Genomic DNA, 26,626 nt, shown 5'->3' on the forward strand with positions numbered 1-26,626 from the left:
GAGAATTGTCTAGCTCCAGCGCCTACCCCCTCGAGGTCACAAGCCAAGCCTCCCAGAAAGGTAAAGAACACCTTTCCGTGAGGCTCGTCTTGTGCTTGTCGAGGGTGACCTAGGCGCTTCCGCATTTCTTACTGAAAGGAGTAACGCACATGGATGAAAGGTATTCAAGGCAAACCTTATTTTCACCAATTGGAAAAGCGGGACAAGAGAAAATTCGTTCAAAGCATGTATTGATGATAGGTGCTGGTGCGTTGGGTTCAGGCAATGCAGAAATATTAACAAGGGCAGGAGTAGGCAAGCTGACGATCGTTGATAGGGACTATGTAGAGGCTAGCAATCTTCAGCGTCAGCAGCTGTATACAGAGCGAGATGTAGAAGAAAAGCTGCCTAAAGCAGCAGCTGCTGAAAAACGACTGAGGAAGATTAATTCTGATGTAGAGATAGAGGCATTTATTACGGATGCAACACCTGAAAAGCTAGAGGAGCTCGTTCAAGGTGTGGACCTAATTATTGATGCAACAGATAATTTTGAAACGAGAATGGCGATCAATGATGTCTCACAAAAATATCAGATCCCTTGGATTTATGGGGCATGTGTAGGCAGTTTTGGCATGAGTCTTACAATTATTCCTGGGAAGACGCCCTGCTTAAATTGTATTCTGAAAAAGATCCCCATTCAGGGAATGACATGTGATACAGGTGGGATCATTGCTCCTACTGTTCAGATGGTTATTTCACACCAAGCAGCTGAAGCATTGAAAATCCTTGTTGAGGATTGGGAAGCTGTTCGTACTTCATTTATTAGCTTTGATCTTTGGAGAAATCAATATACGAGCATGAAGGTTTCGAAAGCGAAGGATGCAGGCTGTTTATCATGTGGGGAAAATAGAACCTATCCGTATTTAGATAGCGAGAATATGACAAAGTCGACTGTTCTTTGCGGAAGAGATACAGTACAGATTCGCCCGCCCGAACGGCAGAATATCCAGTTAAATGATTTATCCCAGCAATTAAAAGAACTTGGATACAAAGTGAAGGGGAACCCCTATTTACTATCTGTTGAGATAGATGAACAGCGTCTCGTTATTTTCAATGATGGACGTGCACTTATACATGGAACTAAAGATTTAACACAAGCAAAAACAATTTATCAGCGACTGCTAGGATAAAAGTAAAGCCCTGACTATACATCGGTCAGGGCTTTTTTTTCGTGTGAAAAAAACGTCGACTGGTTAATACTAACTAGTTTTTAAATGAGCGGAATAACTAGGTAGGCAGATACCAAAAAAGGTTTCTATACGACAAAATTCCCCAGGAAATGAGTTGTTTCACGTGAAACAGACAGTATTTGTCATCATACGAGATGTAGCAGAAGAAAAGTAATGATGGATCGAAAAAATCAGCCAGTTCATGTATAATGAATGTTGATTAAAAAGAGGAATGGGAAAAATGGAGAAAAACAGAATTGATTGTTTCAAATGTAAATTTTTCTATTTGTCTAGTTCCGGCTCCTAGTCCCTCGAGGTCATAAGCCAATCTGTCTAGAAGGTTAAAGAACAACCTTCCAGCCAGCTCGTCTTATGCTTGTCGGGGCAACCCAGTCGCCTCCACTTTTCAATATTACTTGGGACCAAAGGTTTCCAAAGGGCTGCAAAGCGTTCCAATTTAAAATAGCAAAGCTTCCATCAGTAGAAGTACTCCGTGCATCAGGTAAGCCTTGCTTACGCTTTGAAAAGAGAGTGAATAAAAAGTAATTAAAATAAAGCTATTTTCTAAAAGATTGTGTTAATTGTGTAAATGATAATTGCAAAAAAGATTAGTTGATTGGAGCGGAAGGTGCGAGACTCCTGCGGGAAGTGTGGGACAGGTGAGACCCCGCAGACGCTTTAGCGTCGAGGAGGCTCAGCGCCCACCCCGCGGAAAGGGAGCATCCTGGAGCGGAAATCAACCACTATGAACTATATAATAGTAGAAACAAAAGCTTGATAAAGTAGAGGTGAAAATGTTGAACATTTCCGTCCAGCAATTGCTAAGGAAAATCGAAGAGGAATTGCACGAAGCTAAAGGAAACATAAATGAAGCAAGAATAAGAGAAAGAATCTATTCGATTAAATCACTATGTGAGCTCATACTAGATGAACAGGTGCAGCTAGCTGCTCCAAAAAAAACATTTGTTCCTCAAGAACCAGTTCATCAGGCTCAGCCAGTTAGTATTCAGCACCCTAAACGTCTAGAGATAGAAGATGATGCAAATGGGGATTCATTGTTCGACTTTTAACAGGAAGAGAGGGAGTTAAAATGAAATTATTTATTATTCTTGGTGCCATTAATGCTTTTCTATCAGTTGCTCTAGGAGCATTCGGCGCGCACGGCCTAGAAAAAATGGTAGAACCAAAGTATTTGGAAATCTGGAAAACAGGAGTCACCTATCAAATGTTCCATGCGACGGGATTATTAGTAATAGGTGTCCTTCTAGGCAAACTGCCAGCAAGTGCTTTATTATCCTGGTCAGGCTGGATCATGCTAATTGGGATTATCTTTTTCTCTGGAAGCTTATACATACTGACGCTAACGAAAATTGGTGTTCTTGGTGCGATCACTCCAATTGGCGGTGTTTGTTTTTTAGTGGCATGGGTATTGTTAATCATCGCAGCAGTAAAGCATTTATAAGAAAAAAGAGCTTTGACATTTTGTGTCAAAGCTCTTTTTTTAATCACCTCGGACTGTATTGTGAAAGGCTTGGTGCTCCACCGAATGAAGGATATTCATACTCGATTTCTTCTTCAAACGTGACATAGTCTACGTAAACCATTGGAATTAAGTATCGCATGCCTGATTGCGGGTCACTTAAGATTACATGATCCCTGCCTGCAGCTTCGATTATGCCTTCGAATTTTTTGGCGTTCCACTCTCGATTATTTTCAAAGGTGGCATAAACCGTTGCAAGTTTCCCTTTGTTCAAACGTAGAATGTTTTCGATATAGGATTGCTCAATCGGAAGCATCCCTGGAACTTGAGGAGCTTGTGAGGGGGCACTGCCGCCTCCTGTTGTTGGAAATGGTACAGTTTGCATTTGCGGGTAGGCCATTGGCTGCACTCTATATGCAGGAGTAGCAGTTCCTCCTGTATATGGCTGCTGATACCCGTAGTATGGGTTGGCTGTGTACTGATTAAAGTTTTGACTCACACTTTTCCCTCCTAGAAATCAAAGTGAAACTTCATATAAAGCTCAGGAGAATATGGATTTAATAGACTAATGGAAAACGATATTGATGATAAATACTCACTAATTCATAGTATGTATAGGCATGTTTTTTTATGCTTTTTTCTTTGTAAGAAAATTGTTTTAGTATACACGCAGTAAAGCCGAAAAAAACCTCCTTCGCATGATTGCAAAGGAGGTAAAATAAAGATTTATTAATTTATGTGTAATAGCTGTGCAATACGATCTTCCTCAAGAAGATTACCTACGAAGAATGAACCGAATTCTCCATACCTTGCACTTACTTCATCAAAACGCATTTCGTATACAAGCTTCTTAAATTGAAGGGCATCATCAGAGAATAAAGTAACACCCCACTCATAATCGTCGAAGCCTACAGATCCAGTAATAATTTGTTTTACTTTTCCAGCGTATTGGCGGCCAATCATACCGTGGCTGCGCATCATATTACGGCGATCTTCCATAGGAAGCATATACCAGTTATCATTTCCTTGACGGCGCTTATCCATTGGATAGAAGCAAACATGCTTGGATTTAGGCAGAATAGGATACAGACGTGCCAATATTTCTGGACTTTGGTATGGATCCTGATCTGAAGGTAAATAGTTGCTTAATTCAACAATGGAAACATAAGAGAATGTAGGTACAGTATACTCTGCTAGTTTCGTTTTATTGAATTCATTTTCAATTTCATTTATTTCCTCAAGTGTTGGTCTTAAAATCATCAGCATAAAGTCAGCCTTTTGGCCAACCACTGTGTATAATGCATGGCTTCCCTTTTTCTCGCTTTGAGTTGTGTTCCACTTATCTAAAAGGGATAAAAACTCATGGATAGCTGCTTGGCGCTCATCACTTGACAACATCTTCCATGATGTCCAATCGATTACACGGAAGTCATGTAAACTATACCAGCCTTCAAGCGTTTTTGCTGCTTCACTCATTACTATCACTCCTAATATGTATATGTGCGAATAATCACACCATAACTATATCATAGTTTCTCCAAATGATAAGGGAATAAAACTTGTAAAAATGATGGATATTGATTAATATGACAGATTTGTGGATATTTTGTTACAAGAGGCTAATATTAAGGGACGTTCATGTTTATAAATGAGTAATAACTGGAAAATACATAAGAAAAGCGCAAGCGCCTTGGTCATCGCCGCACAAACTGGAAGGGCCGCGACTGAGATATAGGAAACACGGTGAGCGAGAGCGAACCGATGTTGACTTATCGTAGGGAGGGGACCTGAAGTTTGATAGGCGATAGGCGCTGGAGCTAGACAATTCTCTAACTCCAAAGTTATACTTTCTTATCTTTTAAGAAAAGACATTGTAAATGTGATAAAACCAACTTGAAATTTTACTATAGTAACGTATTCTAGAAGGGGAAGCTGTACGGATTAAATGGAGAATCTTAAGTGAATACATACAATTGAAAAGTAGGAGGAGCTCTTATGAGTGATTTATTTTCAGTCTTGAAAGAGAAAGTGAATGGGAAGGGTTTAAAGATTGTTTTTCCAGAAGGAATGGATGAGCGGATTTTGGTAGCGGCAGGCAGATTAGCTGCTGAAAAAATGATTATACCGATTTTAATCGGAAATGTTCAATCGATTGAGGCAAAGGCGAAGGATTTGAATGTTTCTTTAGAATCTGCAGAAATTTATGATCCAAGCCACTATGAAAAAATGGATGAGCTTGTCGCTTCTTTTATTGAGAGAAGAAAAGGGAAAGCGACGGAAGAAGATGCCCGAAAGATTTTACTAGATGAAAACTATTTTGGGACCATGCTCGTATACACGAATAAAGCAGATGGCTTAGTGAGCGGTGCTGCCCATTCAACAGCAGATACAGTACGGCCGGCACTTCAAATTATCAAAACAAAGGCAGGCGTTGGCAAAACTTCAGGTGTTTTTATTATGGTACGAGAAGATGAAAGGTATATTTTTGCAGACTGTGCAATCAATATTTCACCTGATAGCCAGGACTTGGCAGAAATTGCGATTGAAAGTGCAAAAACAGCAAAAATGTTCGATAATGAACCACGTGTAGCAATGCTGAGCTTTTCAACAAAGGGTTCCGCAAAGTCGCCAGAAACAGAGAAGGTCACCGCTGCTGTTCAGGAAGCGAAATTACGTGATCCACAGCTGATTTTGGATGGAGAGTTCCAATTTGATGCGGCATTTGTTCCTTCTGTTGCAAAGAAGAAGGCGCCGGACTCTCCGCTCCAAGGCGATGCCAATGTATTTATTTTCCCAAGTCTGGAGGCTGGAAATATTGGCTATAAAATTGCCCAGCGCCTTGGTAATTTTGAAGCAGTTGGGCCGATTTTACAAGGCTTAAACCGCCCGGTAAATGACCTGTCCCGCGGATGCAATGAAGAGGATGTTTATAAGCTGGCTTTAATTACAGCTGCGCAGGCGTTAAATCAATAGATTGATGAAGAGCTAGTCTATGCCTAGCTCTTTTTTTCTGTAAAATCTGTTGGTATAATTGGGTTTGGCGAATAAACAGCTTCATTTGGCGAATAAAATTTAATTTTGTCCAATATAAGGTAGGGTTTGTCCAATATACTGCAGTTTTGGCGAATAAAATACAGAAATTGTCCAATAAATGATTAGTGTAAGATAAATTAGGTTAGGGGAATACCATAGATGAAAGATATATTACAGCAAGAGCAATGGAGAGTTATTGATGAATCGGTTTTGGCTAAACATTTGCCTGCACTGCATTCATTTGGAATAGATGATACGCTATGTGCATCTGTTGGAGGCGGAATGGTTCCAGCGACGGCTCGAAGCTGGGTGCATGAAAAGACAATTGTATTAGGCATCCAAGATACAAGACTCCCTTTTTTGGAAGAAGGCATTGATTTTCTAAAAAACGAAGGCTATCAGGTCATTGTCAGAAACTCTGGCGGGTTAGCAGTAGTGCTGGATGAAGGTGTGTTAAATATTTCACTGATCTTTCCAGAAGGGGAGAAAGGCATTGATATTAACCGCGGCTATGATGCGATGTGGATGCTGATTAAAGAAATGTTTTCAGATTTTAAAGCAGACATTGAGGCAAAGGAGATTGTTGGTTCTTATTGTCCGGGGAGCTATGATCTTAGCATTGGCGGTAAAAAATTTGCTGGGATTTCTCAAAGGCGGCTCCGCGGTGGGGTAGCTGTACAAATTTATCTTTGTGTAGATGGAAGCGGAAGTGGCAGAGCTAAGTTAATCGAACAATTTTATCAAACAGCGAGAAAGAATACAGATACAAAATTTCAATATCCTACGATTAAACCGTCAGTTATGGCGTCCTTGTCTGAGTTATTGAATACAACTCTAACAGTGCAGGATGTCATGTTCCGGTTTTTAACTAGTTTGAAAAACAGATGTAATCATTTATTCACCGGTGGGCTTACAGAAGAAGAACGAAAACTATATGAAGCTTATTACGATCGCGTCGTCCAGCGGAATGAAAAAATACTCGGTGATAACAAATAACGAAAAGCCGTACCTTATAAAGGGGTTACGGCTTTTCTTAATCGAGGCATGCGGCCTTCCTTCTCCTATTACTGTATAAGTCGTCCACGTGACAAGTGAATGACCTCTTTCTATATATCCGTCTAGCTACAGTGCCTACCCCCTCTTGGGTCTAAGCTGAATCCTCCCAGAAAGGTAAAGGACACCTTTCCGAGAGGCTCGTCTTATGCTTGCCGGGGGTAGTCAAGGCACTTCCGCTTTAGGGATTACTCCGCGACCTTTTCTAAATTCCCGTTTCGGTCCATTTTAAATTTGGTTGCAGGTCTTTCCTCTTCATCAAAGAGTACAAGTTTGCGAGCGCGGTTCATAATTTTCATTAAGGTCTCGTAATCTTCTTGAATGGTTACGGTGTTTTGCTCTAACTGGCCAATTTTTCCCTCTAGTTCTTCGTTTCGGCTCTTAATCTGTGCATTTTCACGTTTTAATCTTTCATTCTCATTTCTTAAAATATCCAATTGAATACTCGAGTGTTTTAAAGATTGTAAGTATGAAATAACACGATCGAGATTGATTTCAGAACTGACAGGATAATTTTGGACTTCATTATAGACTGGCGTTGGCCTTGTTTCAATTATTTCTTCAGCATACTCTTCAATATAATCTTCATTTGCTGAAACAGGCTCTGGCAATGAAATAGTAGTAGTTTCCATTTCATTTAATTCCGGTACTGGCGGTGAATATAGCAGCTTTTTCTTTCCGCCTTGATCTTTTCCAAGGATTCGCTGTCTTTGCTTCCGCTGCTTCTTAGCAAGCTGGAGTGCTTTCTCATATTGATGTCTAACGACAGCATTCCAACGAAATCCGCAGGCTGCAGAAGTGCGATCGAGCTTGTCTCCAACCTCTTCAAAGGCGTTTAATTGTGTGCTGCCCTCTCTTACATGTCTTAATACAGTTTCGGCTAGTAATAAATCATTTTCATCTGTCCATGCATCTTGACGAACTTTCATTTCCTCAACTCCCAATTTAATTTTGCATTTTTTTAAAACCTTAGTTTAAGGATGGACAACTTTGGGCGAATTTATACAAATTGGATTAAAAGGATAGTAGATTTTTATAAAAACAATAGATAGGTATGATAAAATAGAACTTGTGATTTGCTTGAAGCAGCGTTAGAAAAATTTAAAAAATTCCATATTGCTAGTGGGATAAAACGGCTTGCAAAGAAAAAGGTTAAGCTGTAAAATACAGCATGAGCCAAGTGAATAAGAGTAACTAGCATCGGAAAAACTTATAGATACTATGCTAGACCGCAGAAAGGGTTGTAATATAGATGGCAAACGAATTTCGTGTTTGCGATGATTGTCTAGGCGTAAACTTAAAAACATTAATTCCTCTTTTAAAAGAAATAGATCCAGAGGCAAAGATAGAAATAGGTTGTCAATCCTATTGTGGGCCAGGCAGAAAGAAAACATTCGCATTTGTAAATAATCGTCCGTTAGCCGGTTTAACGGAAGAAGAATTAAAGGAAAAAATTAATAAAAAGCTGAAGAAGTAAAAATCACCTTTGAAGAGTGTCCTAAGGTGATTTTTTGTTTTCGAGGAATTTATATAATTGGATATTGTAGCTAGCCTTTATTCAAAGGCGCTTGCGCTTTTCTTGTTGTCGAATATAGCTGAAATATCAGAAAATGTGTAGTGAATTGCGTTTGAAATCGAGATATAATAGAGAGAAGTTGGAAAATCGGAGGTAAAAGATGGCCTATTCGATGGAGAAGCTACGTGAAGAAAAGGTGTTTAAGGATCCTGTTCATCGGTATGTTCATGTGAGGGATCGGGTAATCTGGGATTTAATAGGCACGAAGGAGTTCCAGCGGCTAAGAAGGATTAAGCAGCTTGGAACAACCTATTTAACCTTTCATGGGGCCGAACATAGCCGTTTTAATCATTCGCTCGGTGTTTACGAGATTGTCAGGCGGATTGCAGATGATGTATTTATTGGAAGGCCGGAATGGAATGAAGATGACCGCCTCCTCTCTTTATGTGCTGCACTTCTTCACGATTTAGGACATGGTCCTTTTTCGCATTCTTTTGAGAAAGTCTTTGATTTGGATCATGAATATTTTACAAGAGCTATCATTCTCGGAGAAACGGAAGTTAACCAGGTGTTATCAAGGGTAGGAAAGGATTTTCCTATAAAGGTAGCTGAGGTTATCGCGAAAACATCAAAAAATAAGCTAGTAGTCAGCCTCATCTCCAGTCAGATTGATGCAGATCGGATGGATTATCTGCAAAGAGATGCTTATTTTACAGGGGTTAGCTACGGTCATTTTGACATGGAACGAATCCTGCGTGTCATGCAGCCGAGAGAGGATCAAGTGGTCATTAAGCAAAGCGGAATGCATGCTGTTGAGGATTACATAATGAGCCGATATCAAATGTATTGGCAAGTATATTTCCATCCAGTAACCCGAAGCGCAGAAGTGATTTTGACGAAAATTTTGCATCGGGCCAAATACTTGCATGAGCATGGATATTCCTTTAAATCACAGCCGATTCATTTTTATTCAATGTTTAATGGGGAACTAACATTAGAAGATTATATTAAGCTTGATGAAGCCATTATTCTTTATTACTTTCAAATGTGGCAGGAGGAGGAAGATCCAATCCTTCGAGATCTATGCTGCCGCTTTATGAACCGTAATTTATATAAGTACGCGGAATTTGAGCCTGCAAAGGAATATAAGAAGCTTGCAGAGCTTTCTGTCCTTTTTGAGAAGGCAGGGATTGACCCGGACTACTATCTTGTTGTCGATTCGTCATCAGATTTGCCGTATGATTTCTACCGCCCAGGTGAAGAGGAAGAGCGGCTCCCCATTCAATTATTAATGAAAAACAAAGAAATTCGAGAGCTTTCCAGGGAATCAGAGATTGTAGATGCGATCTCGGGGAAAAGAAGAACCGACCATAAATTGTATTATCCAGCGGATTTGCTCCAGGATGATTCGACCGAGCCGCTGATTAAGAAGCAAATTCGAAAGCTATTGGAAATAGAATAGAGATTTTAAAGTTAAGATATGGGACTAAACGGAGTAGGAGATGAAGAGCTTGTTAAAAGATCATGCCAAAATCATTCATGCGATTGCCGCTTCGGAGGAAATTATCGGACGAAAAAAACTGCAGAAGATAGTGTATATCGCAAAAAAGCTGGCTTTCCCCTTTCAGGAGCGATTCCAATTTCATTTTTACGGCCCTTATTCAGAGGAGTTAACATTAAGAGTAGAAGAGCTTTGCAATATGGGTTTTTTAGATGAAGTGAAGGAGAAGAAGGGCGGATACTATCAGTACCGATATACATTAACGGAAAATGGCAAGGAATTTTTAAGCCTGAATGAAGTGTCTATGCCGAATCTTCAAGAATGTTTAACAGATATGAACAATCAAAATGCCAGATTTCTTGAGCTTGTTTCAACGGTGTTGTATTTTGACACCCTTCCGAAAGAAGAAGTAAAAGAAAAGATCTTTACGTTAAAAAGCAAGCAGCGCTACACGGATGAAGAAGTAGAAACTGCTTATCAATATATTGCCAATTTAAGAGAAAAAGCCGGGCATTAATGCTCGGCTTTACTTATCGCTCAAACGTTCTCCACCTACAGCATAATGATTCTTTGTCATTTCTTCAATAAAGACAACGATCTTTTCCTTCGGTGCTCCAGTTGTCTCGTTCACTGCTGCTGTTACTTTTTCTACAAGTGCTTTCTTTTGCTCCTCAGTGCGTCCCTCTAGCATCTTTACCGTTACATATGGCATGAATATCATCTCCTTTTAAAATGAGTTAAAATGAGTTTTTCATATTTCGGAAAAATGTGCAAGTAGTGCAGTGGTGTCTATCTTTCACTTTCAGAGCAAAGTCGTGTATACTTTTAAATAATGTATAAGGGGAAATTCATTCCCTAGATAGGATCTCCAGTTTGAAAGAGGGGTTTGGTGTTTGGAACAATTTCTAGCCTTTTCACTTAGAGAAATTCCATATGTTGCGATTACGTTAATGATCGCTTTCACGGTCCATGAGTTTGCCCATGCGTTTGTGGCTTATAAATTTGGCGATTCAACCGCACAAAGGCAGGGAAGATTGACGTTAAATCCAATTCAGCATCTAGACCCAATCGGAACAATATTAATCTTTATTGCAGGCTTCGGGTGGGCAAGACCCGTGCCGGTAAATCGCTTTTTCTTTAAAAATCCAAGACTTGCGGGAATCATGGTTTCGATTGCCGGGCCGATAAGTAATCTGCTAATGGCCATTTTAGGCTTTATAATATTGTTTGCTCTGCTTGGAATGGGTGCTGCAGCTGGTCTGCCAACGTTTGTACCGGAGTTTTTAAATATTTTTATCCAGCTTAACTTAGTTTTATTTGTTTTTAATTTATTGCCGTTTCCGCCATTGGACGGGTATCGAATAGTTGAGGACTTGGCACCGGCGCATATACGTCCGAAGCTTACACAATTTGAAGCATATGGCTCTGTCATTTTTCTGATACTTGTTATCACACCGCTTGATCAATACACAATTCAGCCGATCTTTAGAACGGTCTTGCCTATCCTATCTAATGGATTAGGTGATTTCTTTTACCAATTATTTATCGCAGATTAACGGGCTGTAAGACCCCCTTAAGAAGTTTAGGAAACAAGAGATTCTAAGTAGGGGATCTAACAGTCTGTAAATGCCGATTGGTTCAACTAACAATCAGCGGGGGATGAAGGAAAACCCCACTGATTGAGTTTCACTTTATGTAAGGAGGAATACCTTTGGAAGAGAAAAAAAAGAAAGATATTGGGTTTAATATTATCAAAAATGATCCGACAGAGGGGCATGGAGGATTTGGTTCAGGCTCATTAAGCCTAGACAATGTATCTCCCGTCATTATTGATGTGGATGCTGGAGAAGCATCGATAGAGGTTGGGGCGATGCATGCCCGCAGCCCTGTGGAAAAGGGGATAAAATTCTTAAAAAGCAAAGAAGAGGTTCCGAATGGAAAACCTTATTGGCTTGTTTGGGTGACGATTGACCGCAAGGAAGATGGCCCGTACTATGCGGGTGTAACAGCTTGCGAGATGACAGTAGACAGGGGAATCCGCAGAGGATACAAGTCCTTGCCAGAGCATGTTAATCGGATGGATAAATCCATTAAAAAACATATTATCGTTGATCATATGGATGCTAAATCAAAGGCAATTCTTACTGAGTTTTTGCAGAATCATAATCTTGGGATGTGGGATCGCTCTATACAACAGCTCAAAGACGATTTGCAAGCAAATTAATCGAAATAGCGCATGAATTTTGACGAAATTGTGACAGTTTACTGACTTAAATTTTTAACTACTTGCCCAAATCCAATAAAATAAGTAAACTTATAAACAGTGTGTAGACACTTTATAAAAACTAGGACACGAAAAAACTCGGGGGAATTCCTCCGAGTTTTTTCACTTATATTTGCGGAGAAATTATTCTTGAATAATTTCTCTTAAATTTATATGTCCACTCCATAAAGACAAATATTGCACGATACTGTTACCAGTCAAATAATTTTTTATACCAAGGTTTTTTGGCCACTTTTTCCTTTTTGCTAGGTTTTTCCTCTGAGTAAGGCAAATGGTCTGTACAATATTCGGTTGGTTCGGTGCCGCTGACATAGTACGTAAATCGCTTGATTGGGCAATCGTCTGTTGCAAGCTTTCCATTCGCAGGATTCACATAAACTCCTACTGTCCCTTTCGGCTGCTTAAAGCTTTTGGAAGGCTTTCCTTTATGAGCATCCTCCATGAAGCGGGCCCAAATATTCTTCGCGTAGGATTTATCTGCAGAAAGTGTAATCGCCTTTCCTTTATCATATCCAGTCCAAACAGCAGAGACGAGCTGAGGGGAAAAGCCAATCATCCAGCTATCCGTGTCTGTTGTTCCAGATTTCCCAGCATATGTGCGTGAAATATCATTTATGATTGTACTCCCTGTCACACTAGTGTAGCCATTTAGTTTCCGATCAAAAATCCCTGTCATCATTTGTGTCATTACAAAGGCAGATTCAGGCTTTAAAATCGGAATGGACTGCTTGTCATTCTCATAAATCACTTTTCCGCGATGATCTTCAACTCGTGTAATCATAACAGGTGAAACCTTTTTTCCACCGTTTGCCAGGATGCTATAGGCACTTGCCATTTCAATGACTCTTACTCCGGATGTCCCTAGGGCTAATGATGGGACGTCAGCCATCTTTGTTGTAAGTCCGAATTTTTTTGCTGTATCGACAAGTGTGTTTTCGCCTAAAAATAAATGTGTTTTCACAGCAAAAATATTATCGGATAGAGCCAGTGCCTGAGCCATTGTAATATCACCGTCTGCATACTGGCTATTAAAGTTCTTTGGTGAGTAGTCAGGTCTCCCATCATCAAAACGAAAGGTTGTCTGCTCACTGCGCATGACAGTGGAAGGGGTAAAACCCTTTTCAAGCGCCGCATAATATAGAAGCGGTTTTATGGTGGATCCAGGCTGGCGAACCGCCTGTACAGCCCGGTTAAAGGGGCTCTCTTCATAACTTCTTCCACCAACCATCGCTTTGACATAGCCGTTTTTAGGATCCATCGCAACGAGTCCTGTTTGGATCTCTGATTCCTTAGAGATCAATCTCTTAACCGTTTGTTCAGCAATTTCCTGTTGTTTTAAATCAATGGTTGTGTATACTTTTAATCCGCCAAGCTCAATGACCCGATCATCTAAATTCAGCTCTGTTCTTAATATATGCCGAACCGTATCCTGAAAATAAGGTGCTGTCTTTGTTTTTGTGTGGAGATGCTTTCCAACGAAAGTGAGCTGTTCATTTAAAGCCTCATCTACTTCAGTTTTGTGAATGAGTTTGTTCTCAACCATTGTTTGTAAAATAAGCTTTTGGCGGCTCTTGGCATTTTCCATTGAGTTGAACGGGGAGTAAATGCCTGCCCCTTTTGGTATACCAGCAAGCATTGCTGCCTCTCCGAGAGTTAACTCACCAGCTTTTTTTCCAAAGTAGTATTGGCTTGCTGCTTCAGCTCCATAAGCGCCATGTCCATAATAAATCGTATTTAAATAGCCTTCTAAAATTTCCTTCTTCGTATAATTCATTTCAAGACGAATCGTATAAAAGGCCTCGAGCATTTTTCGCTTCCATGTTTTTTCATGTGCCAGGAATAAATTACGGGCATATTGCTGACTAATGGTGCTCGCGCCTTGAACCTTGGCCATTGCTTTGATATCTGCAATTAAAGCACCGACAATCCGTTTATAATCAAACCCATGATGGGAATAAAATTTGCGATCCTCTATAGAGATGGTAGCGTCGATTAAATGCGGGCTGATTTGGTCAAGTTCAACCCAATAACGCTTTTGGCCATTATGGCTCTCTCCGATCACAGTTCCGTCATCGGAATAAAATAAAGTTGACTGCGGAACAGCAAGTGGCGGGGGACCCAGTATTTTTGCGTAGAGCAATATACCTGCACCAATAAGCACGGTTAATGCGAGTCCAATTAAGCTAATAATGAAGATTGCTCGAAAATATTTACCTGCTTTTCTAAATCGCTGGTTTGTCATTATCTCCATTTCGGTGCCTCCCCCTTTCTGGGCTAACCTAAAGAATTACGGTAAAATAACCTAAAAATCACATCTATTTATCTAGTATTGAAGAAACAGTGGGATTTTAAACATTTTTATCAAATACATGTAACTTTTTCTTGCATTTTCGCTAGATTCATCTATACTTTTTCTCATGTTTGTAATTATGGCGTTTGGGAATTATAAGAAAAGTGCAAGGCATTGATCATTGCTATACAAAATGTGGGGGCACCAACTGAGATAAAGGAAACATGGTGAGCGCGGGCGCATCGATGTTGACTTCTTGCAGGGTGGAAACCTGAAGTTGATAGGCGATAGTCTGCTGCTTGCGCTCGCCTTATTCTTTTTACATTAAATACACGTCATTTTTTTGATGGAAGGGATGATTCTAAAATGGGACTATGGTTTACTGAGAAACAAACAGAGAATTTCGGAATTACAATGAAAATTAAGCAGACTTTACATACAGAGCAAACAGATTTTCAAATGCTTGAAATGGTTGAAACAGAAGAATGGGGAAATATGCTTTTGCTTGATGGCATGGTTATGACTTCTGTAAAGGATGAATTTGTTTACCATGAAATGGTGGCGCATGTGCCATTGTTTACACACCCAAATCCTGAAAACGTCCTTGTAGTAGGCGGAGGAGATGGCGGTGTTATTCGTGAGGTGCTTAAGCATCCTAGCGTGAAAAAGGCAACGCTCGTTGATATCGATGGAAAAGTAATCGAGTATTCTAAGAAATTTTTGCCGGAAATTGCTGGCATGCTGGATGATCCGCGTGTAGATGTCCAAGTTGGAGACGGCTTCATGCATATTGCTGAAAGTGAAAATGAATACGATGTCATTATGGTTGACTCAACTGAGCCAGTGGGTCCTGCTGTTAACTTGTTTACAAAAGGATTCTACGCAGGAATCTCTAAAGCGCTAAAGGAAGATGGCATCTTTGTTGCTCAATCAGACAACCCTTGGTTTAAGGCTGACTTAATCCGCAATGTCCAAAAAGATGTAAAGGAAATCTTTCCAATCACAAATCTATATGTGGCAAATATTCCTACTTATCCAAGTGGCATGTGGGCTTTCACAATTGGTTCAAAAAAATATGATCCATTAGCAGTTAGTGAAGAACGCTTCCATGAGATTGAAACAAAGTATTATACGAAGGAACTTCATAAAGCCGCATTTGTTTTGCCGAAATTTGTACAAGATTTAGTGAAGTAACCTAGATTTGCAATAATAATTGTAATTTCACAATTAAAATTGAGATTTTGCAAAAATAAGGTTAATTTCGCAAATAAAAGTGGATCTTTCGCAAATAAATTCATTTTTTTGCAAATTAGACTTGAAAGGAGCTTCATGCTCCAAATACATACGAACGAGGGATGACAGTTATGCGTTTTGATGAAGCATACTCAGGCAATGTTTTTATAAAAAGCCATCCGAATTACGAAGAAAGTGAAGCTGTTTTATATGGAATGCCAATGGATTGGACGGTCAGCTATCGTCCGGGCTCCCGCTTTGGCCCTGCACGTATACGCGAAGTATCCATTGGTCTTGAAGAGTACAGTGCTTATTTAGATCGTGAATTAGAAGAAGTAAAATACTTTGATGCAGGCGATATTCCGCTTCCGTTCGGAAACCCGCAAAGAAGTCTGGACTTAATCGAGGAATTTATTGATAAGCTTTTAGCAGAAAATAAGTTTCCATTAGGGATGGGCGGCGAGCATCTAGTCTCTTGGCCTGTAATGAAAGCGATGTATAAAAAATATCCAGATCTTGCGATTATCCATATGGATGCACACACAGATTTGCGTGAGAATTATGAAGGGGAGCCATTATCTCATTCAACACCTATTCGCAAGGTGGCTGAATTAATTGGACCTCAGAATGTTTATTCATTCGGCATCCGCTCTGGTATGAAGGAAGAGTTCCAATGGGCAAAAGAAGTGGGCATGCACATTTCAAAGTTTGAAGTGCTTGAGCCTCTAAAAGAAGTGCTGCCAAAATTATCCGGACGACCTGTGTATGTCACGATCGACATTGATGTACTCGATCCTGCGCATGCACCAGGTACGGGAACAGTTGATGCAGGAGGCATTACATCTAAAGAGCTGCTAGCCTCCATCCATGAAATTGCCCGTTCGGAAATTAATGTAGTAGGAGCAGATCTTGTAGAAGTTGCCCCAATCTATGACCCGTCAGAACAAACGGCAAATACAGCAAGCAAGCTAATCCGCGAAATGATCCTTGGCTGGGTTAAATAATAAAGCACTTTTCTAAAAGATTGTTGTATAAAACTAGTTGTGTAATTGAAAAAATTGGTTGATTAGAGCGGAAATCAACTTTTGCCAACTATGTGTTATTTAGCAACAATGTTAAAACAAAAACGGAGACCCGCTGTCTCCGTTTTTTTCCGTGAAATAAGAAAGTATAGCTTTGGAGTTAGAGAATTGTCTAGCTACGGCTGCTAGGGGCTCGAGGTCATAAGCCAACTCGTCAAGAAGGCTAAAGAGCAGTCTTCCTGCCGATTCGTCTTATGCTTGTCGCCCCTGGGCAAGCCGCCTCCGCATTTCGGATTGTCTAGCGCAAGCGCCTATCGCCTATCAAACTTCAGGTCCCCTCCCGACGATAAGTCGACATCAATTCGCTCTGCTTATTGTGTCTCCTTTATCTCGGTCGCGGCCCTTCCGGTTTGTACGGCGATAACCAAGGCGCTTGCGCTTTTCTTATTCAACTAGCACCTGTTATCGTTTTCTACTATAATGAAATGAAAAGGATGTGTAGCCAACCAGTGGAGCAAGTGCCTGTGAAAATTAAGGTAAAAACGGATATACGTGATGGGAGCAGTAAGGATACTTTTGAACTTACAGCTTTTGGACAATACTACAAAAAGGAAAATGCCCGTTTTCTGCAATATAATGAGGAAATGGAAGAAGGCACCGTAAAGACTATTATTAAAATTTCAGATCAGGATGGTCTAATTTTGCGAAGTGGTGCAGTGAAAATGAGGCTTCCTTTTCAAATGAATAAAAAGCTAAGAGGCAGCTATGATACGCCGTATGGGGTATTTGAAACGGCTACTTTAACAAAAAGGCTTGACCATCAGTTTGATGAACAGACAGACATTGGATCAATTGATCTTTTATATGAAATGAGCATACAAGGTGCACATTCAGGTACATATCATTTAGTCATAACATTTCAAAAGGAGGAAGAAAAATGAATAGTGTTGAGCAAATGCAGAATAAATTAAAACAAGAAATCAAAGATGCTGTTCTAAAAGCGAATTTAGCAGCTGAAGAACAAATTCCGGACGTTATCCTAGAAGTGCCGAAGGATAAATCACATGGGGATTATTCAACAAATATGGCCATGCAGCTGGCACGTGTTGCAAAAAAGGCGCCTAGACAAATAGCAGAAGCATTAATCGAGAATTTTGATGCTTCCAAAGCGTCCATTAAAAAAATTGAAATGGCTGGACCGGGGTTTATTAATTTTCACATGGATAATAGCTACTTAACAAATTTAATTCCAACGATTCTTGAAGCAGGGGATCGATATGGGGAAACAAATATCGGCGGCAAGCAAAAGGTTCAAGTGGAGTTTGTGTCTGCAAACCCTACCGGTGACCTTCATCTTGGACATGCTCGCGGAGCGGCAGTTGGCGACTCTTTATGCAACATCTTAGCAAAGGCCGGCTATGACGTTTCTCGCGAATATTATATTAATGACGCGGGCAACCAGATTAATAATCTGGCATGGTCTGTTGAAGCTCGTTATTTCCAAGCACTTGGCATGGAAAAAGAAATGCCGGCAGATGGATACCATGGGGAAGATATTATTGGCATCGGCAAAAAGCTTGCCGAGGAATATGGCGATAAGTATGTTCATGCAGACGAAAAGGAGCGCTTTGACTTTTTCCGTGCATACGGGTTAAAGGTTGAAATGGCCAAGCTAAAGGCTGATCTTGAAGATTTCCGTGTCCCATTTGATGTCTGGTATTCTGAAACGTCTCTTTATGAAAATGGGAAAATTGATAAGGCATTAGCAGCATTGAAGGATAATGGCCATATTTTTGAAGATGGTGGAGCGACATGGTTCCGTTCAACTACTTTTGGCGATGATAAAGACCGTGTTCTTATTAAAAATGACGGCTCTTACACTTATTTAACACCAGATATTGCTTACCATAAGGATAAGCTTGAGCGCGGATTTGAACAGCTGATTAATATTTGGGGTGCAGACCATCACGGCTATATCCCTCGTATGAAGGCAGCGATCGAGGCACTTGGCTATAATCGTGAGGCATTAGAGGTAGAAATTATCCAGCTCGTTCATTTATATAAAAACGGCGAAAAAATGAAGATGAGCAAACGCACAGGGAAAGCTGTAACAATGCGTGATCTTGTTGAAGAGGTAGGACTTGATGCAACTCGTTATTTCTTTGCAATGAGAAGCGCAGATACGCACATGGACTTTGATTTAGACTTAGCTGTTTCTCAATCTAATGAAAACCCTGTATATTATGCGCAGTATGCACATGCGCGTATTTCAAGCATTTTACGCCAAGGAGAAGAACAAGGAATGACTGTCGACAGACAGGCTGATTTCTCTCTTATTTCTTCTGAGAAGGAAATGGATGTCCTGAAAAAATTAGGCGAATTCCCGCAAGCAGTTGGAGAAGCAGCTGCGAAGCGGTTGCCGCACAGAATTACAAACTATATTTTTGAACTAGCATCTACTTTCCACAGCTTCTATAATGCTGAAAAAGTATTAGATGCAGATCATCCTGAACGAACAAAAGCACGCTTAGCACTAATTAAGGCAGTTCAAACGTCTTTGAAAAATGCTCTTGCTTTAATCGGTGTGTCTGCTCCGGAAAAAATGTAATCGAAAAAGCTGACTCGCGGGAGTCAGCTTTTTTGCGATTTTCAATTATAAGAGTGGTGCAAAAAGCCTGGCTGCCCATTCTTTGATATTGCGCCTCCGATTTAATTCTGTTAGGGATAATTGTCTGGAATCCTGAATATCTTTTTTAATGACAGCCTGTACTTTTTTTATGAAAGGCTGATCATAAATATAACAGTTAATTTCATAGTTGATAAAAAGGCTGCGCCTATCGAAGTTTGCTGTGCCAATATCGCAAACCTCATCATCGATAATGATTGTTTTGGCATGATAAAAGCCAGTTTGAAATTCATAAACGGCAGCGCCATTTTCAAGAAGTTTCCTTAAAGATGGATAGGAAGCCTCTTTTACAAGGATATGATCTGAAATTTTTGGAACAAGGATGGTTAATGCAATTCCCCTTTCCTGCGCTGCGATTAAGTCATTAAATAATCTTTCACTAGGAATAAAATAGGGTGTACCAATGAAAATTTTTGTTTTTGCTCTATTAATTAAAGAAGAAAAGGTGTCTTCCAAAAAGGCACCTTTTGACGGAATAATCTGATGCTGAATCTTTCCAGTATGCAATGCAGGAAAATAAGCGTTATTTGCTAATAGATTTGTGTTCGTCTCTTTATGCCAGTCGACCAAAAATTCCTTCTGCAGATCAGCAGCACCTTCACCGGCCATTTTTAAATGATAGTCGCGCCAAGGGCTTAATTTTGGATCTAAATTAATATACTCCTTGCCAATATTGAATCCGCCAATATATCCAATTTTCCCATCAATAATCGTGATCTTTCGGTGATTTCTAGCTTGGAATGTATAGAAAAGGTAGGGCAGCTTAGGTGTATGGGCAAAGGAAAAATGAATCCCATGCCTTTTTAGTGATTCAATTGTTTTTTTCTTAATCGGGAAGCTCCCCATTCGATCAAGAAGCAAACGGACTTCTACTCCTTCATCCGCCTTTTTCTTTAATATGCTTAGAAATTCTTTACTGATTTTGTCGTCCTTTACAATGTAAAAGAGGATGTGGATATGATGTGTTGCCTTTTTTAGCTCGGAAAAATAGTCGGCAAATAGCTCTTGCCCCTGAGTGAAAATATCGATATTGCTTACTCGAAAAGGGGAGTCTACTCGTTTTAAGCCTTGTAACTGTTTTTTTCTCCCGAGGGTGAAATCAAGTGAAAGCCAAAGAGCAATTATTAGTAAAATAGCTGCTACTGTCAATATGATCGTCATTGCTGCGTGCTCCCCAGATATATGTTACCAATTATTATCTCCATGTCCATGCATTCTATAATTATTTTTGTAGAAAAAGCAAAAACTGGTTGACTGAATGCTCATTCATTATATAATAGATACAAGTAATAATATCTGAAAATTTAATTGTATTAAAAATTTTCGACTAATATGTATATTAGGAATCCAAGAAAGGAGCGCTTTATATATGAATGGGTTATTATGGATTAACTTAATCGCATTTCTCCTTGTAACCGCTTACGCTATTAGCTTGTTTGTCTATGTGATTAAGACAAGAATGGCGTATATCAAGCTCGGTAAGAAGGTTGACTTCGATAATAATGTGAAAGAGCGGCTCGGAAAAATCTGGGTGAATGTCTTTGGGCAGAAAAAGCTTATGAAGGATAAGAAAAGTGGAGCGATCCATGTTATGTTTTTCTACGGCTTTATTCTTGTTCAATTCGGTGCGATTGATTTTATCATTAAAGGGATCAAGCCAGGAGCTCATTTGCCGCTTGGGCCATTATATCCAGCCTTTACCTTTTTTCAGGAAATTGTCACGTTAACGATTTTAGTAGCGGTTGTTTGGGCGTTCTATCGCCGATATATTGAAAAGCTTGTCCGATTGAAAAGAGGCTTTAAATCAGGTCTTGTTTTAATTTTTATCGGTGGGTTAATGCTATCCGTTCTACTTGGAAACGGCATGGGTATGATCTGGCATGGACATGAAGGTGTATGGACAGAGCCAGTTGCATCTTTAATCGCCGGAGCATTCTCCTGGATGGGAGAAACAGCCTCTGTCGTCGTTTTCTACATCTCTTGGTGGATTCACTTGCTATTCCTGCTTGCATTCCTAGTATACGTTCCACAGGGCAAGCATGCTCACTTAATTGCTGGACCAGCAAATGTGTACTTTAACCGTTTAGAAAATCCAGGAAAATTAACAAAGATTGACTTTGAAGATGAATCACAGGAATCGTTTGGTGTTGGAAAAATTGAAGATTTCAACCAGCTGCAAATGATTGACTTCTATGCATGTGTGGAGTGCGGACGCTGTACAAATATGTGTCCAGCAACAGGCACAGGCAAGATGCTATCACCGATGGACCTAATTCTTAAGCTTCGCGATCATTTAACAAACCACGGGGCGGCTGTTACATCTAAACAGCCGTGGGTGCCGACATTTGCATTTTCAAATACAACAGGCAATCAGCTTGCATTAGCAGCGTCAGGTAAAGGAGCGCAAGAGGCTGCAGCAGGACTTGCCTACAGCCCAAGCTTAATTGGCGATGTGATTACGGAAGAAGAAATCTGGGCATGTACAACTTGCCGAAACTGTGAAGACCAATGTCCAGTAATGAATGAACATGTGGATAAAATTATTGACCTTCGCCGTTATCTAGTTTTAACAGAAGGAAAAATGGATGCAGATGCACAGCGCGCCATGACAAATATTGAACGCCAGGGCAATCCTTGGGGACTTAACCGCAAGGAAAAAGAAAACTGGAGAGAAGCACGCGAGGATGTATATGTACCAACAGTGAAGGAATTGAAAAAATCCGGAGAAGAATTCGAATACCTCTTCTGGGTTGGCGCAATGGGCTCATTTGATAACCGCAGCCAAAAAATTGCCCTTTCCTTTGCAAAATTAATGAATGAAGCAGGCGTTAAGTTTGCGATTTTAGGAAATAAAGAAAAGAACTCTGGTGATACACCAAGGCGTCTTGGAAATGAATTTTTATTCCAGGAGCTTGCAACGAAAAATATCGAAGAGTTTGAGAAAAATGAAGTGAAGAAGATCGTTACAATCGATCCGCATGCATACAATATTTTCAAAAATGAATATCCTGATTTCGGATTAGAAGCTGAAGTGTACCATCATACAGAAATTCTTTACGATCTTGTTAAAAAGGGCAGACTGAAGCCGCAGTATGCCGTAAACGAAACGATTACCTTCCATGACTCCTGTTACTTAGGACGCTATAACGAAGTGTATGATCCGCCTCGTGAGATCCTAAAAGCGATTCCAGGCGTCAAGCTTGTAGAGATGGAGAGAAGCCGTGAAACAGCGATGTGCTGTGGAGCAGGGGGCGGCTTAATGTGGATGGAGGAAGAAACTGGTCATCGCATTAATGTCTCACGGACAGAGCAAGCATTGGCGGTTAATCCAGGTATCATCAGCTCTGGCTGTCCATATTGCTTAACGATGCTTTCTGATGGGACAAAGGCGAAGGAAGTAGAAGAAAAAGTAGGTACGTACGACGTAGCTGAAATTCTAGAGAAATCCGTCATTGGCGAACAGCAAACACTCGTATCCTAATAAATAATCAAGAGAAATTGAAACACAGCATCATTCATAAATATAATTTTATGAATTTTGGGTAAAGTGTTTCAATTTCTGCTATTTTTAAAGTAAAATAGAATAATAAGATAAAGCGCTTACAATTCTTGAAATGGAATATGTAAATTTTTTTATATCTGTTTCGAGCGAGCGTTCAGTCATTTAACTAGTCCACTAATTGAAACTTCAGCTATGAACAACTTCAAAGACAATTACTTTTTCATCTCAATATTTTAATACTTTTTAACAATTGAATTAAAGGAGCGATTCGAATGGGGAAGACCGTAATAGTAGGCGGGGCAAGAACGCCTTTTGGAAAATTTGCAGGCGGATTAAGCAGCTTTTCAGCATCTGATCTTGGCGGCATTGCAGTAAAAGAGGCCTTAAATCGCGCGGGTGTGAAGCCTGAAGAAGTTGGCGAAGTGATTCTGGGTACTGTTCTCCAAGGGGGGCAAGGTCAAATCCCATCGCGGCAGGCAGCACGAAAAGCTGGATTGCCATGGGAAGTGAAGACGGAAACAGTAAATAAAGTCTGTGCCTCAGGTATGCGCAGTGTGACACTCGGTGACCAAATTATTCGCTTAGGGGATGAAGAGGTCATTGTTGCAGGCGGAATGGAATCGATGAGCAATGCGCCGTATTTCTTGCCGAATGCTCGCTGGGGGTTGCGAATGGGAGATGCACAAGTTAAGGACCTGATGACACATGATGGCCTAAGCTGCAGCTTTACCGGTGTCCACATGGGTACGTTTGGCAATGAGGTAGCAGAGGAGCTTGAAATTAGCAGGGAAGAGCAGGATCGCTGGGCATTAAGGAGCCATGAACGGACTGTTGCAGCGATGGAGTCTGGAAAACTAGCAGAGGAGATCGTTCCTGTTGAGGTTCCGCAACGAAAGGGCGAACCGATTATTATAGCAGAGGATGAGTCACCTCGAAAGGATACCTCTCTTGAAAAGTTAGCTAAGCTTCGTTCAGCCTTTGGTCAAGGCGGAACAATCACAGCGGGGAATGCACCAGGTGTGAATGATGGGGCAGCAGCACTCGTATTGATGAGTGAGGAACGTGCGGAGCGTGAAGGAAGAAAGCCGGAAGCGGTTATTCTAGGGCATGCGGCCATTGCAGTAGAAGCAAAGGATTTTCCGAAAACACCAGGGCTAGTGATTAATGAGCTTCTTCGGAAAACTGGAAAATCTGTTGAAGATATCGATTTATTCGAAATCAATGAGGCATTTGCAGCCGTGGCATTAACGAGCGGAAAAATTGCAAACTTAGATGAAAGCAAAGTCAACGTGAATGGCGGTGCGGTTGCCCTTGGTCATCCAATTGGTGCGAGCGGGGCGCGAATCATTCTAACATTAATGCATGAATTGAAAAGACGCGGCGGCGGGGTAGGCATTGCGGCTATCTGCAGCGGCGGCGGCCAAGGCGATGCGATTATGATTGAAGTACCAAAACACTAGGTCGTATCCTAACCTCTTGAAAAAAATTTAGTTTCTATTATCTGAAATCTATGTATATTGCTTAAATTTAAAATACACTATTCAACGAATAAATTGGGGGAGCAGAGAAAATGAACGTACAAAAAATCATGGTAATCGGTGCTGGCCAAATGGGATCAGGGATTGCACAAGTATGTGCCCAAGCAGGATACAGTGTTTTATTAAATGATCTGAAACAGGAATTTGTAGACCGCGGACTGAGTGTCATTAAGAAGAACCTCAATCGACAAGTAGAGAAAGAGCGGATCACAGCTCAGCAAATGGAAGAGATTTTGAATCATCTTACACCTTCAACTGAATTAACGGATGCAAAAGATGTTGACCTGATCATTGAGGCAGCAGTTGAAAATATGGAAATCAAAACGAAGATTTTCGGTCAGCTGGATGAAATTGCCCCAGCACATGCGATTTTAGCAAGCAATACCTCTTCCTTGCCCATTACAGAAATTGCAGCAGCGACAAAACGTCCTGAACAAGTGATCGGCATGCATTTTATGAACCCAGTTCCGGTGATGAAGCTTGTTGAAATCATCCGTGGATTGGCTACTGCTGATGAAGTCTATCAAACAATCGAAGATATCACAAAGACTTTAAAAAAGGTTCCTGTAGAAGTCAACGACTTCCCAGGGTTTGTCTCTAACAGAGTGTTAATGCCAATGATTAATGAAGCTATTTTCACCTTATATGAAGGAGTTGCAACGAAGGAAGCCATTGATGAGGTCATGAAGCTCGGCATGAATCATCCAATGGGGCCATTAACTCTGGCTGACTTCATCGGACTCGATACTTGCCTGTATATTATGGAAACCCTTCATGAAGGCTTCGGCGATGATAAATACCGTCCATGCCCGCTGTTAAGGAAGTATGTCAAAGCAGGCTGGCTTGGAAAGAAAACAGGCAGAGGCTTTTACGAATACGAATAGAGGTTTTAAGAAGGGTAAGAAAGTATAACTTTGAGACAGAGAGTTGTCTAGCGCAAGCGGACTATCGCCTATCAAACTTCAGGTCTCCTCCCTACGATAAGTCAACATCGGTCCGCTACCGCAAACCGTGTTTTCCTTTATCTCAGTCGGGGCCCTTCCAGTTTGTACAGCGATGACCAAGGCGCTTGCGCTTTTCTATAAACACCGAAGAATGAAGTCCGGAGGGGAAAGAAATGAACCTAAGATTTACTGAAGAGCAGGAAATGATGAGAAAAATGGTGCGTGACTTTGCACAAACAGAAATTGCGCCATTTGTTGAAAAAATGGAGCAGGGAGAGTTCCCGCGTGAGATTCTGCGTAAAATGGGAGAGCTAGGATTGATGGGGATTCCGATTCCTGAGCAATACGGCGGATCTGAAATGGATTTTACTTCGTATATCATTGCGATTCATGAGCTTTCAAAAGTAAGTGCGACTGTAGGCGTGATTTTATCTGTTCATACATCTGTTGGGACGAACCCAATCGTTTATTTTGGAACAGAAGAACAAAAGCAAAAGTACGTGCCAAAGCTGGCATCAGGTGAATATCTTGGCGCGTTCTGTTTAACTGAGCCGAGTGCAGGGTCGGACGCAGGAGGCTTAAAATCAAAAGCGCGTAAAGATGGCGAACATTATATCATCAATGGTTCCAAAGTATTTATTACAAACGGCGGGGAAGCAGATATTTATATCGTTTTCGCTTCAACCAATCCTGAGCTTGGCAGCAAGGGAATTTCAGCGTTCATCGTTGAAAAAGACACGCCTGGTCTTGTGATCGGGAAAGATGAACATAAAATGGGACTGCATGGATCAAGAACGCTGCAGTTAAGCTTTGAAGATATGCGTGTTCCAGCAGAAAACCTTCTTGGTGAAGAAGGGCAAGGATTTAAAATTGCGATGGCTAACCTTGACGTCGGCCGCATCGGAATTGCCGCACAGGCGCTTGGAATCGCAGAGGCAGCACTCGAGGCTGCAACAGGGTACGCGAAGGAACGTGTTCAATTTGGCAAGCCAATTGCTGCTCAGCAAGGTATTGGGTTTAAGCTGGCAGATATGGCGACTGCGGTGGAAGCTGCGAAGCTATTAATCTACCGTGCGGCAGACCTTCGCCAAAGAGGGGTCAAATGCGGGAAAGAAGCGTCAATGGCCAAGCTTTATGCCTCAAGAACAGCGGTGGAAGTAACGACAGATGCCATTCAGGTATTTGGCGGCTACGGCTATACAGAGGATTACCCAGTTGAACGTTATTTCCGTGATGCAAAAATTACTGAAATTTATGAGGGAACAAGCGAAATTCAACGAATTGTTATTAGCAAACAGCTGTAAAACAAATACCATCATTAATGGAGGATAAGTGA

The 26,626-nt window shown here is 40.8% G+C and carries 24 protein-coding genes; 18 read left to right on the plus strand and 6 right to left on the minus strand.

Annotated elements, in window-relative coordinates; translation table 11 throughout:
* Positions 1–149 precede the first annotated feature (149 nt).
* The 3 genes from FI644_RS10870 to FI644_RS10885 all read left to right on the plus strand — a co-directional run bounded on the left by FI644_RS10870 (position 150) and on the right by FI644_RS10885 (position 2,670).
* Positions 150–1,169, plus strand: a complete 1,020-nt coding sequence (locus FI644_RS10870) for a thiazole biosynthesis adenylyltransferase ThiF (protein ID WP_142108300.1) — start codon at positions 150–152, stop codon at positions 1,167–1,169.
* Between the two features lie 833 nt (positions 1,170–2,002).
* Entirely contained in the window at positions 2,003–2,278 is a 276-nt protein-coding gene (locus FI644_RS10880; RefSeq protein WP_231690176.1) for a YwdI family protein, read from the plus strand.
* A gap of 20 nt (positions 2,279–2,298) precedes the next feature.
* The gene (locus tag FI644_RS10885; protein ID WP_053478494.1) at positions 2,299–2,670 is read left to right on the plus strand and encodes a DUF423 domain-containing protein; all 372 of its coding nucleotides are present in this window, start codon (positions 2,299–2,301) and stop codon (positions 2,668–2,670) included.
* A 43-nt stretch (positions 2,671–2,713) separates the two neighbouring features.
* On the opposite strand, the gene gerQ is transcribed toward FI644_RS10885, so the two are convergent.
* Positions 2,714–3,187: a spore coat protein GerQ gene (gene gerQ / locus FI644_RS10890; protein ID WP_053478495.1), complete on the minus strand. Its 474-nt coding sequence runs from the start codon at positions 3,185–3,187 to the stop codon at positions 2,714–2,716.
* Positions 3,188–3,417: 230 nt separating this feature from the next.
* Entirely contained in the window at positions 3,418–4,164 is a 747-nt protein-coding gene (hemQ, locus tag FI644_RS10895) for a hydrogen peroxide-dependent heme synthase (RefSeq protein WP_142108302.1), read from the minus strand.
* A gap of 519 nt (positions 4,165–4,683) precedes the next feature.
* On the opposite strand from hemQ, the gene pta reads away from it, so the two are divergent.
* On the plus strand, positions 4,684–5,661 hold the full coding sequence (gene pta, locus FI644_RS10900; RefSeq protein ID WP_142108303.1) for a phosphate acetyltransferase: 978 nt from the start codon (positions 4,684–4,686) through the stop codon (positions 5,659–5,661).
* Between the two features lie 219 nt (positions 5,662–5,880).
* Positions 5,881–6,717, plus strand: a complete 837-nt coding sequence (lipL, locus tag FI644_RS10905; protein ID WP_053478498.1) for an octanoyl-[GcvH]:protein N-octanoyltransferase — start codon at positions 5,881–5,883, stop codon at positions 6,715–6,717.
* A gap of 245 nt (positions 6,718–6,962) precedes the next feature.
* Here the strand turns inward: lipL and FI644_RS10910 are convergent, their stop codons facing one another.
* Complete coding sequence (locus tag FI644_RS10910) at positions 6,963–7,703, minus strand: RsfA family transcriptional regulator (protein WP_053478499.1); 741 nt, start codon at positions 7,701–7,703, stop codon at positions 6,963–6,965.
* 323 nt (positions 7,704–8,026) lie between these two features.
* Between FI644_RS10910 and FI644_RS10915 the strand changes: the two genes are divergently transcribed.
* The 3 genes from FI644_RS10915 (at position 8,027) to FI644_RS10925 (ending at position 10,308) form a co-directional block, all read left to right on the plus strand.
* Positions 8,027–8,251 carry a YuzB family protein gene (locus FI644_RS10915; protein WP_053478500.1) on the plus strand — a complete coding sequence of 75 codons (225 nt, stop codon included), beginning with the start codon at positions 8,027–8,029 and terminating at the stop codon, positions 8,249–8,251.
* Positions 8,252–8,450: 199 nt separating this feature from the next.
* On the plus strand, positions 8,451–9,752 hold the full coding sequence (locus FI644_RS10920) for an HD domain-containing protein (RefSeq protein ID WP_056686823.1): 1,302 nt from the start codon (positions 8,451–8,453) through the stop codon (positions 9,750–9,752).
* A 49-nt stretch (positions 9,753–9,801) separates the two neighbouring features.
* A complete protein-coding gene (locus FI644_RS10925) occupies positions 9,802–10,308 on the plus strand; it encodes a YwgA family protein (RefSeq protein ID WP_053478502.1) in 507 nt (168 codons plus the stop codon).
* Between the two features lie 9 nt (positions 10,309–10,317).
* Here the strand turns inward: FI644_RS10925 and thmT are convergent, their stop codons facing one another.
* Positions 10,318–10,503 (minus strand): 2-hydroxymuconate tautomerase, encoded by a 186-nt coding sequence (thmT, locus tag FI644_RS10930; RefSeq protein WP_056686821.1) that lies wholly within the window; start codon positions 10,501–10,503, stop codon positions 10,318–10,320.
* A gap of 181 nt (positions 10,504–10,684) precedes the next feature.
* Here thmT and FI644_RS10935 point away from each other — a divergent pair, with 181 nt between their 5' ends.
* On the plus strand, positions 10,685–11,347 hold the full coding sequence (locus tag FI644_RS10935) for a site-2 protease family protein (protein WP_053478504.1): 663 nt from the start codon (positions 10,685–10,687) through the stop codon (positions 11,345–11,347).
* 155 nt (positions 11,348–11,502) lie between these two features.
* The gene (locus FI644_RS10940) at positions 11,503–12,015 is read left to right on the plus strand and encodes a YwhD family protein (protein WP_053478505.1); all 513 of its coding nucleotides are present in this window, start codon (positions 11,503–11,505) and stop codon (positions 12,013–12,015) included.
* 250 nt (positions 12,016–12,265) lie between these two features.
* On the opposite strand, the gene FI644_RS10945 is transcribed toward FI644_RS10940, so the two are convergent.
* Positions 12,266–14,326, minus strand: coding sequence for a transglycosylase domain-containing protein (locus FI644_RS10945; protein WP_053478506.1), 2,061 nt, complete (start codon positions 14,324–14,326; stop codon positions 12,266–12,268).
* 405 nt (positions 14,327–14,731) lie between these two features.
* On the opposite strand from FI644_RS10945, the gene speE reads away from it, so the two are divergent.
* The 4 genes from speE to argS all read left to right on the plus strand — a co-directional run bounded on the left by speE (position 14,732) and on the right by argS (position 19,228).
* A complete protein-coding gene (gene speE / locus FI644_RS10950) occupies positions 14,732–15,559 on the plus strand; it encodes a spermidine synthase (RefSeq protein ID WP_053478507.1) in 828 nt (275 codons plus the stop codon).
* Positions 15,560–15,729: 170 nt separating this feature from the next.
* Positions 15,730–16,602 (plus strand): agmatinase, encoded by an 873-nt coding sequence (gene speB, locus FI644_RS10955; RefSeq protein WP_053478508.1) that lies wholly within the window; start codon positions 15,730–15,732, stop codon positions 16,600–16,602.
* A gap of 542 nt (positions 16,603–17,144) precedes the next feature.
* A complete protein-coding gene (locus tag FI644_RS10960; protein ID WP_231690177.1) occupies positions 17,145–17,561 on the plus strand; it encodes a YwiB family protein in 417 nt (138 codons plus the stop codon).
* Complete coding sequence (gene argS, locus FI644_RS10965) at positions 17,558–19,228, plus strand: arginine--tRNA ligase (protein WP_053478510.1); 1,671 nt, start codon at positions 17,558–17,560, stop codon at positions 19,226–19,228. Before FI644_RS10960 ends, argS begins: the two co-directional genes overlap by 4 nt.
* A 45-nt stretch (positions 19,229–19,273) precedes the next feature.
* Here the strand turns inward: argS and cls are convergent, their stop codons facing one another.
* Positions 19,274–20,458 carry a cardiolipin synthase gene (gene cls / locus FI644_RS10970; RefSeq protein ID WP_379999727.1) on the minus strand — a complete coding sequence of 395 codons (1,185 nt, stop codon included), beginning with the start codon at positions 20,456–20,458 and terminating at the stop codon, positions 19,274–19,276.
* 217 nt (positions 20,459–20,675) lie between these two features.
* Here cls and FI644_RS10975 point away from each other — a divergent pair, with 217 nt between their 5' ends.
* The 4 genes from FI644_RS10975 to FI644_RS10990 all read left to right on the plus strand — a co-directional run bounded on the left by FI644_RS10975 (position 20,676) and on the right by FI644_RS10990 (position 26,594).
* Positions 20,676–22,787 carry a (Fe-S)-binding protein gene (locus FI644_RS10975; protein ID WP_053478512.1) on the plus strand — a complete coding sequence of 704 codons (2,112 nt, stop codon included), beginning with the start codon at positions 20,676–20,678 and terminating at the stop codon, positions 22,785–22,787.
* Positions 22,788–23,080: 293 nt separating this feature from the next.
* Entirely contained in the window at positions 23,081–24,268 is a 1,188-nt protein-coding gene (locus FI644_RS10980; RefSeq protein WP_142108304.1) for an acetyl-CoA C-acetyltransferase, read from the plus strand.
* A gap of 110 nt (positions 24,269–24,378) precedes the next feature.
* On the plus strand, positions 24,379–25,230 hold the full coding sequence (locus tag FI644_RS10985) for a 3-hydroxybutyryl-CoA dehydrogenase (RefSeq protein ID WP_053478514.1): 852 nt from the start codon (positions 24,379–24,381) through the stop codon (positions 25,228–25,230).
* A 233-nt stretch (positions 25,231–25,463) separates the two neighbouring features.
* Positions 25,464–26,594 carry an acyl-CoA dehydrogenase gene (locus tag FI644_RS10990; protein ID WP_142108305.1) on the plus strand — a complete coding sequence of 377 codons (1,131 nt, stop codon included), beginning with the start codon at positions 25,464–25,466 and terminating at the stop codon, positions 26,592–26,594.
* The last annotated feature ends 32 nt before the right edge of the window (positions 26,595–26,626 follow it).

This window comes from Cytobacillus solani (genome assembly GCF_006704205.1).
Lineage (GTDB): Bacteria > Bacillota > Bacilli > Bacillales > Cytobacillaceae > Cytobacillus > Cytobacillus solani.

Coding starts and splice junctions, on each gene's coding strand:
- FI644_RS10870 (WP_142108300.1), top strand. CDS start 150: ATGGATGAAAGGTATTCAAGGCAAACCTTATTTTCACCAATTGGAAAA.
- FI644_RS10880 (WP_231690176.1), top strand. CDS start 2,003: ATGTTGAACATTTCCGTCCAGCAATTGCTAAGGAAAATCGAAGAGGAA.
- FI644_RS10885 (WP_053478494.1), top strand. CDS start 2,299: ATGAAATTATTTATTATTCTTGGTGCCATTAATGCTTTTCTATCAGTT.
- hemQ (WP_142108302.1), bottom strand. CDS start 4,164: ATGAGTGAAGCAGCAAAAACGCTTGAAGGCTGGTATAGTTTACATGAC.
- pta (WP_142108303.1), top strand. CDS start 4,684: ATGAGTGATTTATTTTCAGTCTTGAAAGAGAAAGTGAATGGGAAGGGT.
- lipL (WP_053478498.1), top strand. CDS start 5,881: ATGAAAGATATATTACAGCAAGAGCAATGGAGAGTTATTGATGAATCG.
- FI644_RS10910 (WP_053478499.1), bottom strand. CDS start 7,703: ATGAAAGTTCGTCAAGATGCATGGACAGATGAAAATGATTTATTACTA.
- FI644_RS10915 (WP_053478500.1), top strand. CDS start 8,027: ATGGCAAACGAATTTCGTGTTTGCGATGATTGTCTAGGCGTAAACTTA.
- FI644_RS10920 (WP_056686823.1), top strand. CDS start 8,451: ATGGCCTATTCGATGGAGAAGCTACGTGAAGAAAAGGTGTTTAAGGAT.
- thmT (WP_056686821.1), bottom strand. CDS start 10,503: ATGCCATATGTAACGGTAAAGATGCTAGAGGGACGCACTGAGGAGCAA.
- FI644_RS10945 (WP_053478506.1), bottom strand. CDS start 14,326: ATGGAGATAATGACAAACCAGCGATTTAGAAAAGCAGGTAAATATTTT.
- speE (WP_053478507.1), top strand. CDS start 14,732: ATGGGACTATGGTTTACTGAGAAACAAACAGAGAATTTCGGAATTACA.
- speB (WP_053478508.1), top strand. CDS start 15,730: ATGCGTTTTGATGAAGCATACTCAGGCAATGTTTTTATAAAAAGCCAT.
- argS (WP_053478510.1), top strand. CDS start 17,558: ATGAATAGTGTTGAGCAAATGCAGAATAAATTAAAACAAGAAATCAAA.
- FI644_RS10975 (WP_053478512.1), top strand. CDS start 20,676: ATGAATGGGTTATTATGGATTAACTTAATCGCATTTCTCCTTGTAACC.
- FI644_RS10980 (WP_142108304.1), top strand. CDS start 23,081: ATGGGGAAGACCGTAATAGTAGGCGGGGCAAGAACGCCTTTTGGAAAA.
- FI644_RS10985 (WP_053478514.1), top strand. CDS start 24,379: ATGAACGTACAAAAAATCATGGTAATCGGTGCTGGCCAAATGGGATCA.
- FI644_RS10990 (WP_142108305.1), top strand. CDS start 25,464: ATGAACCTAAGATTTACTGAAGAGCAGGAAATGATGAGAAAAATGGTG.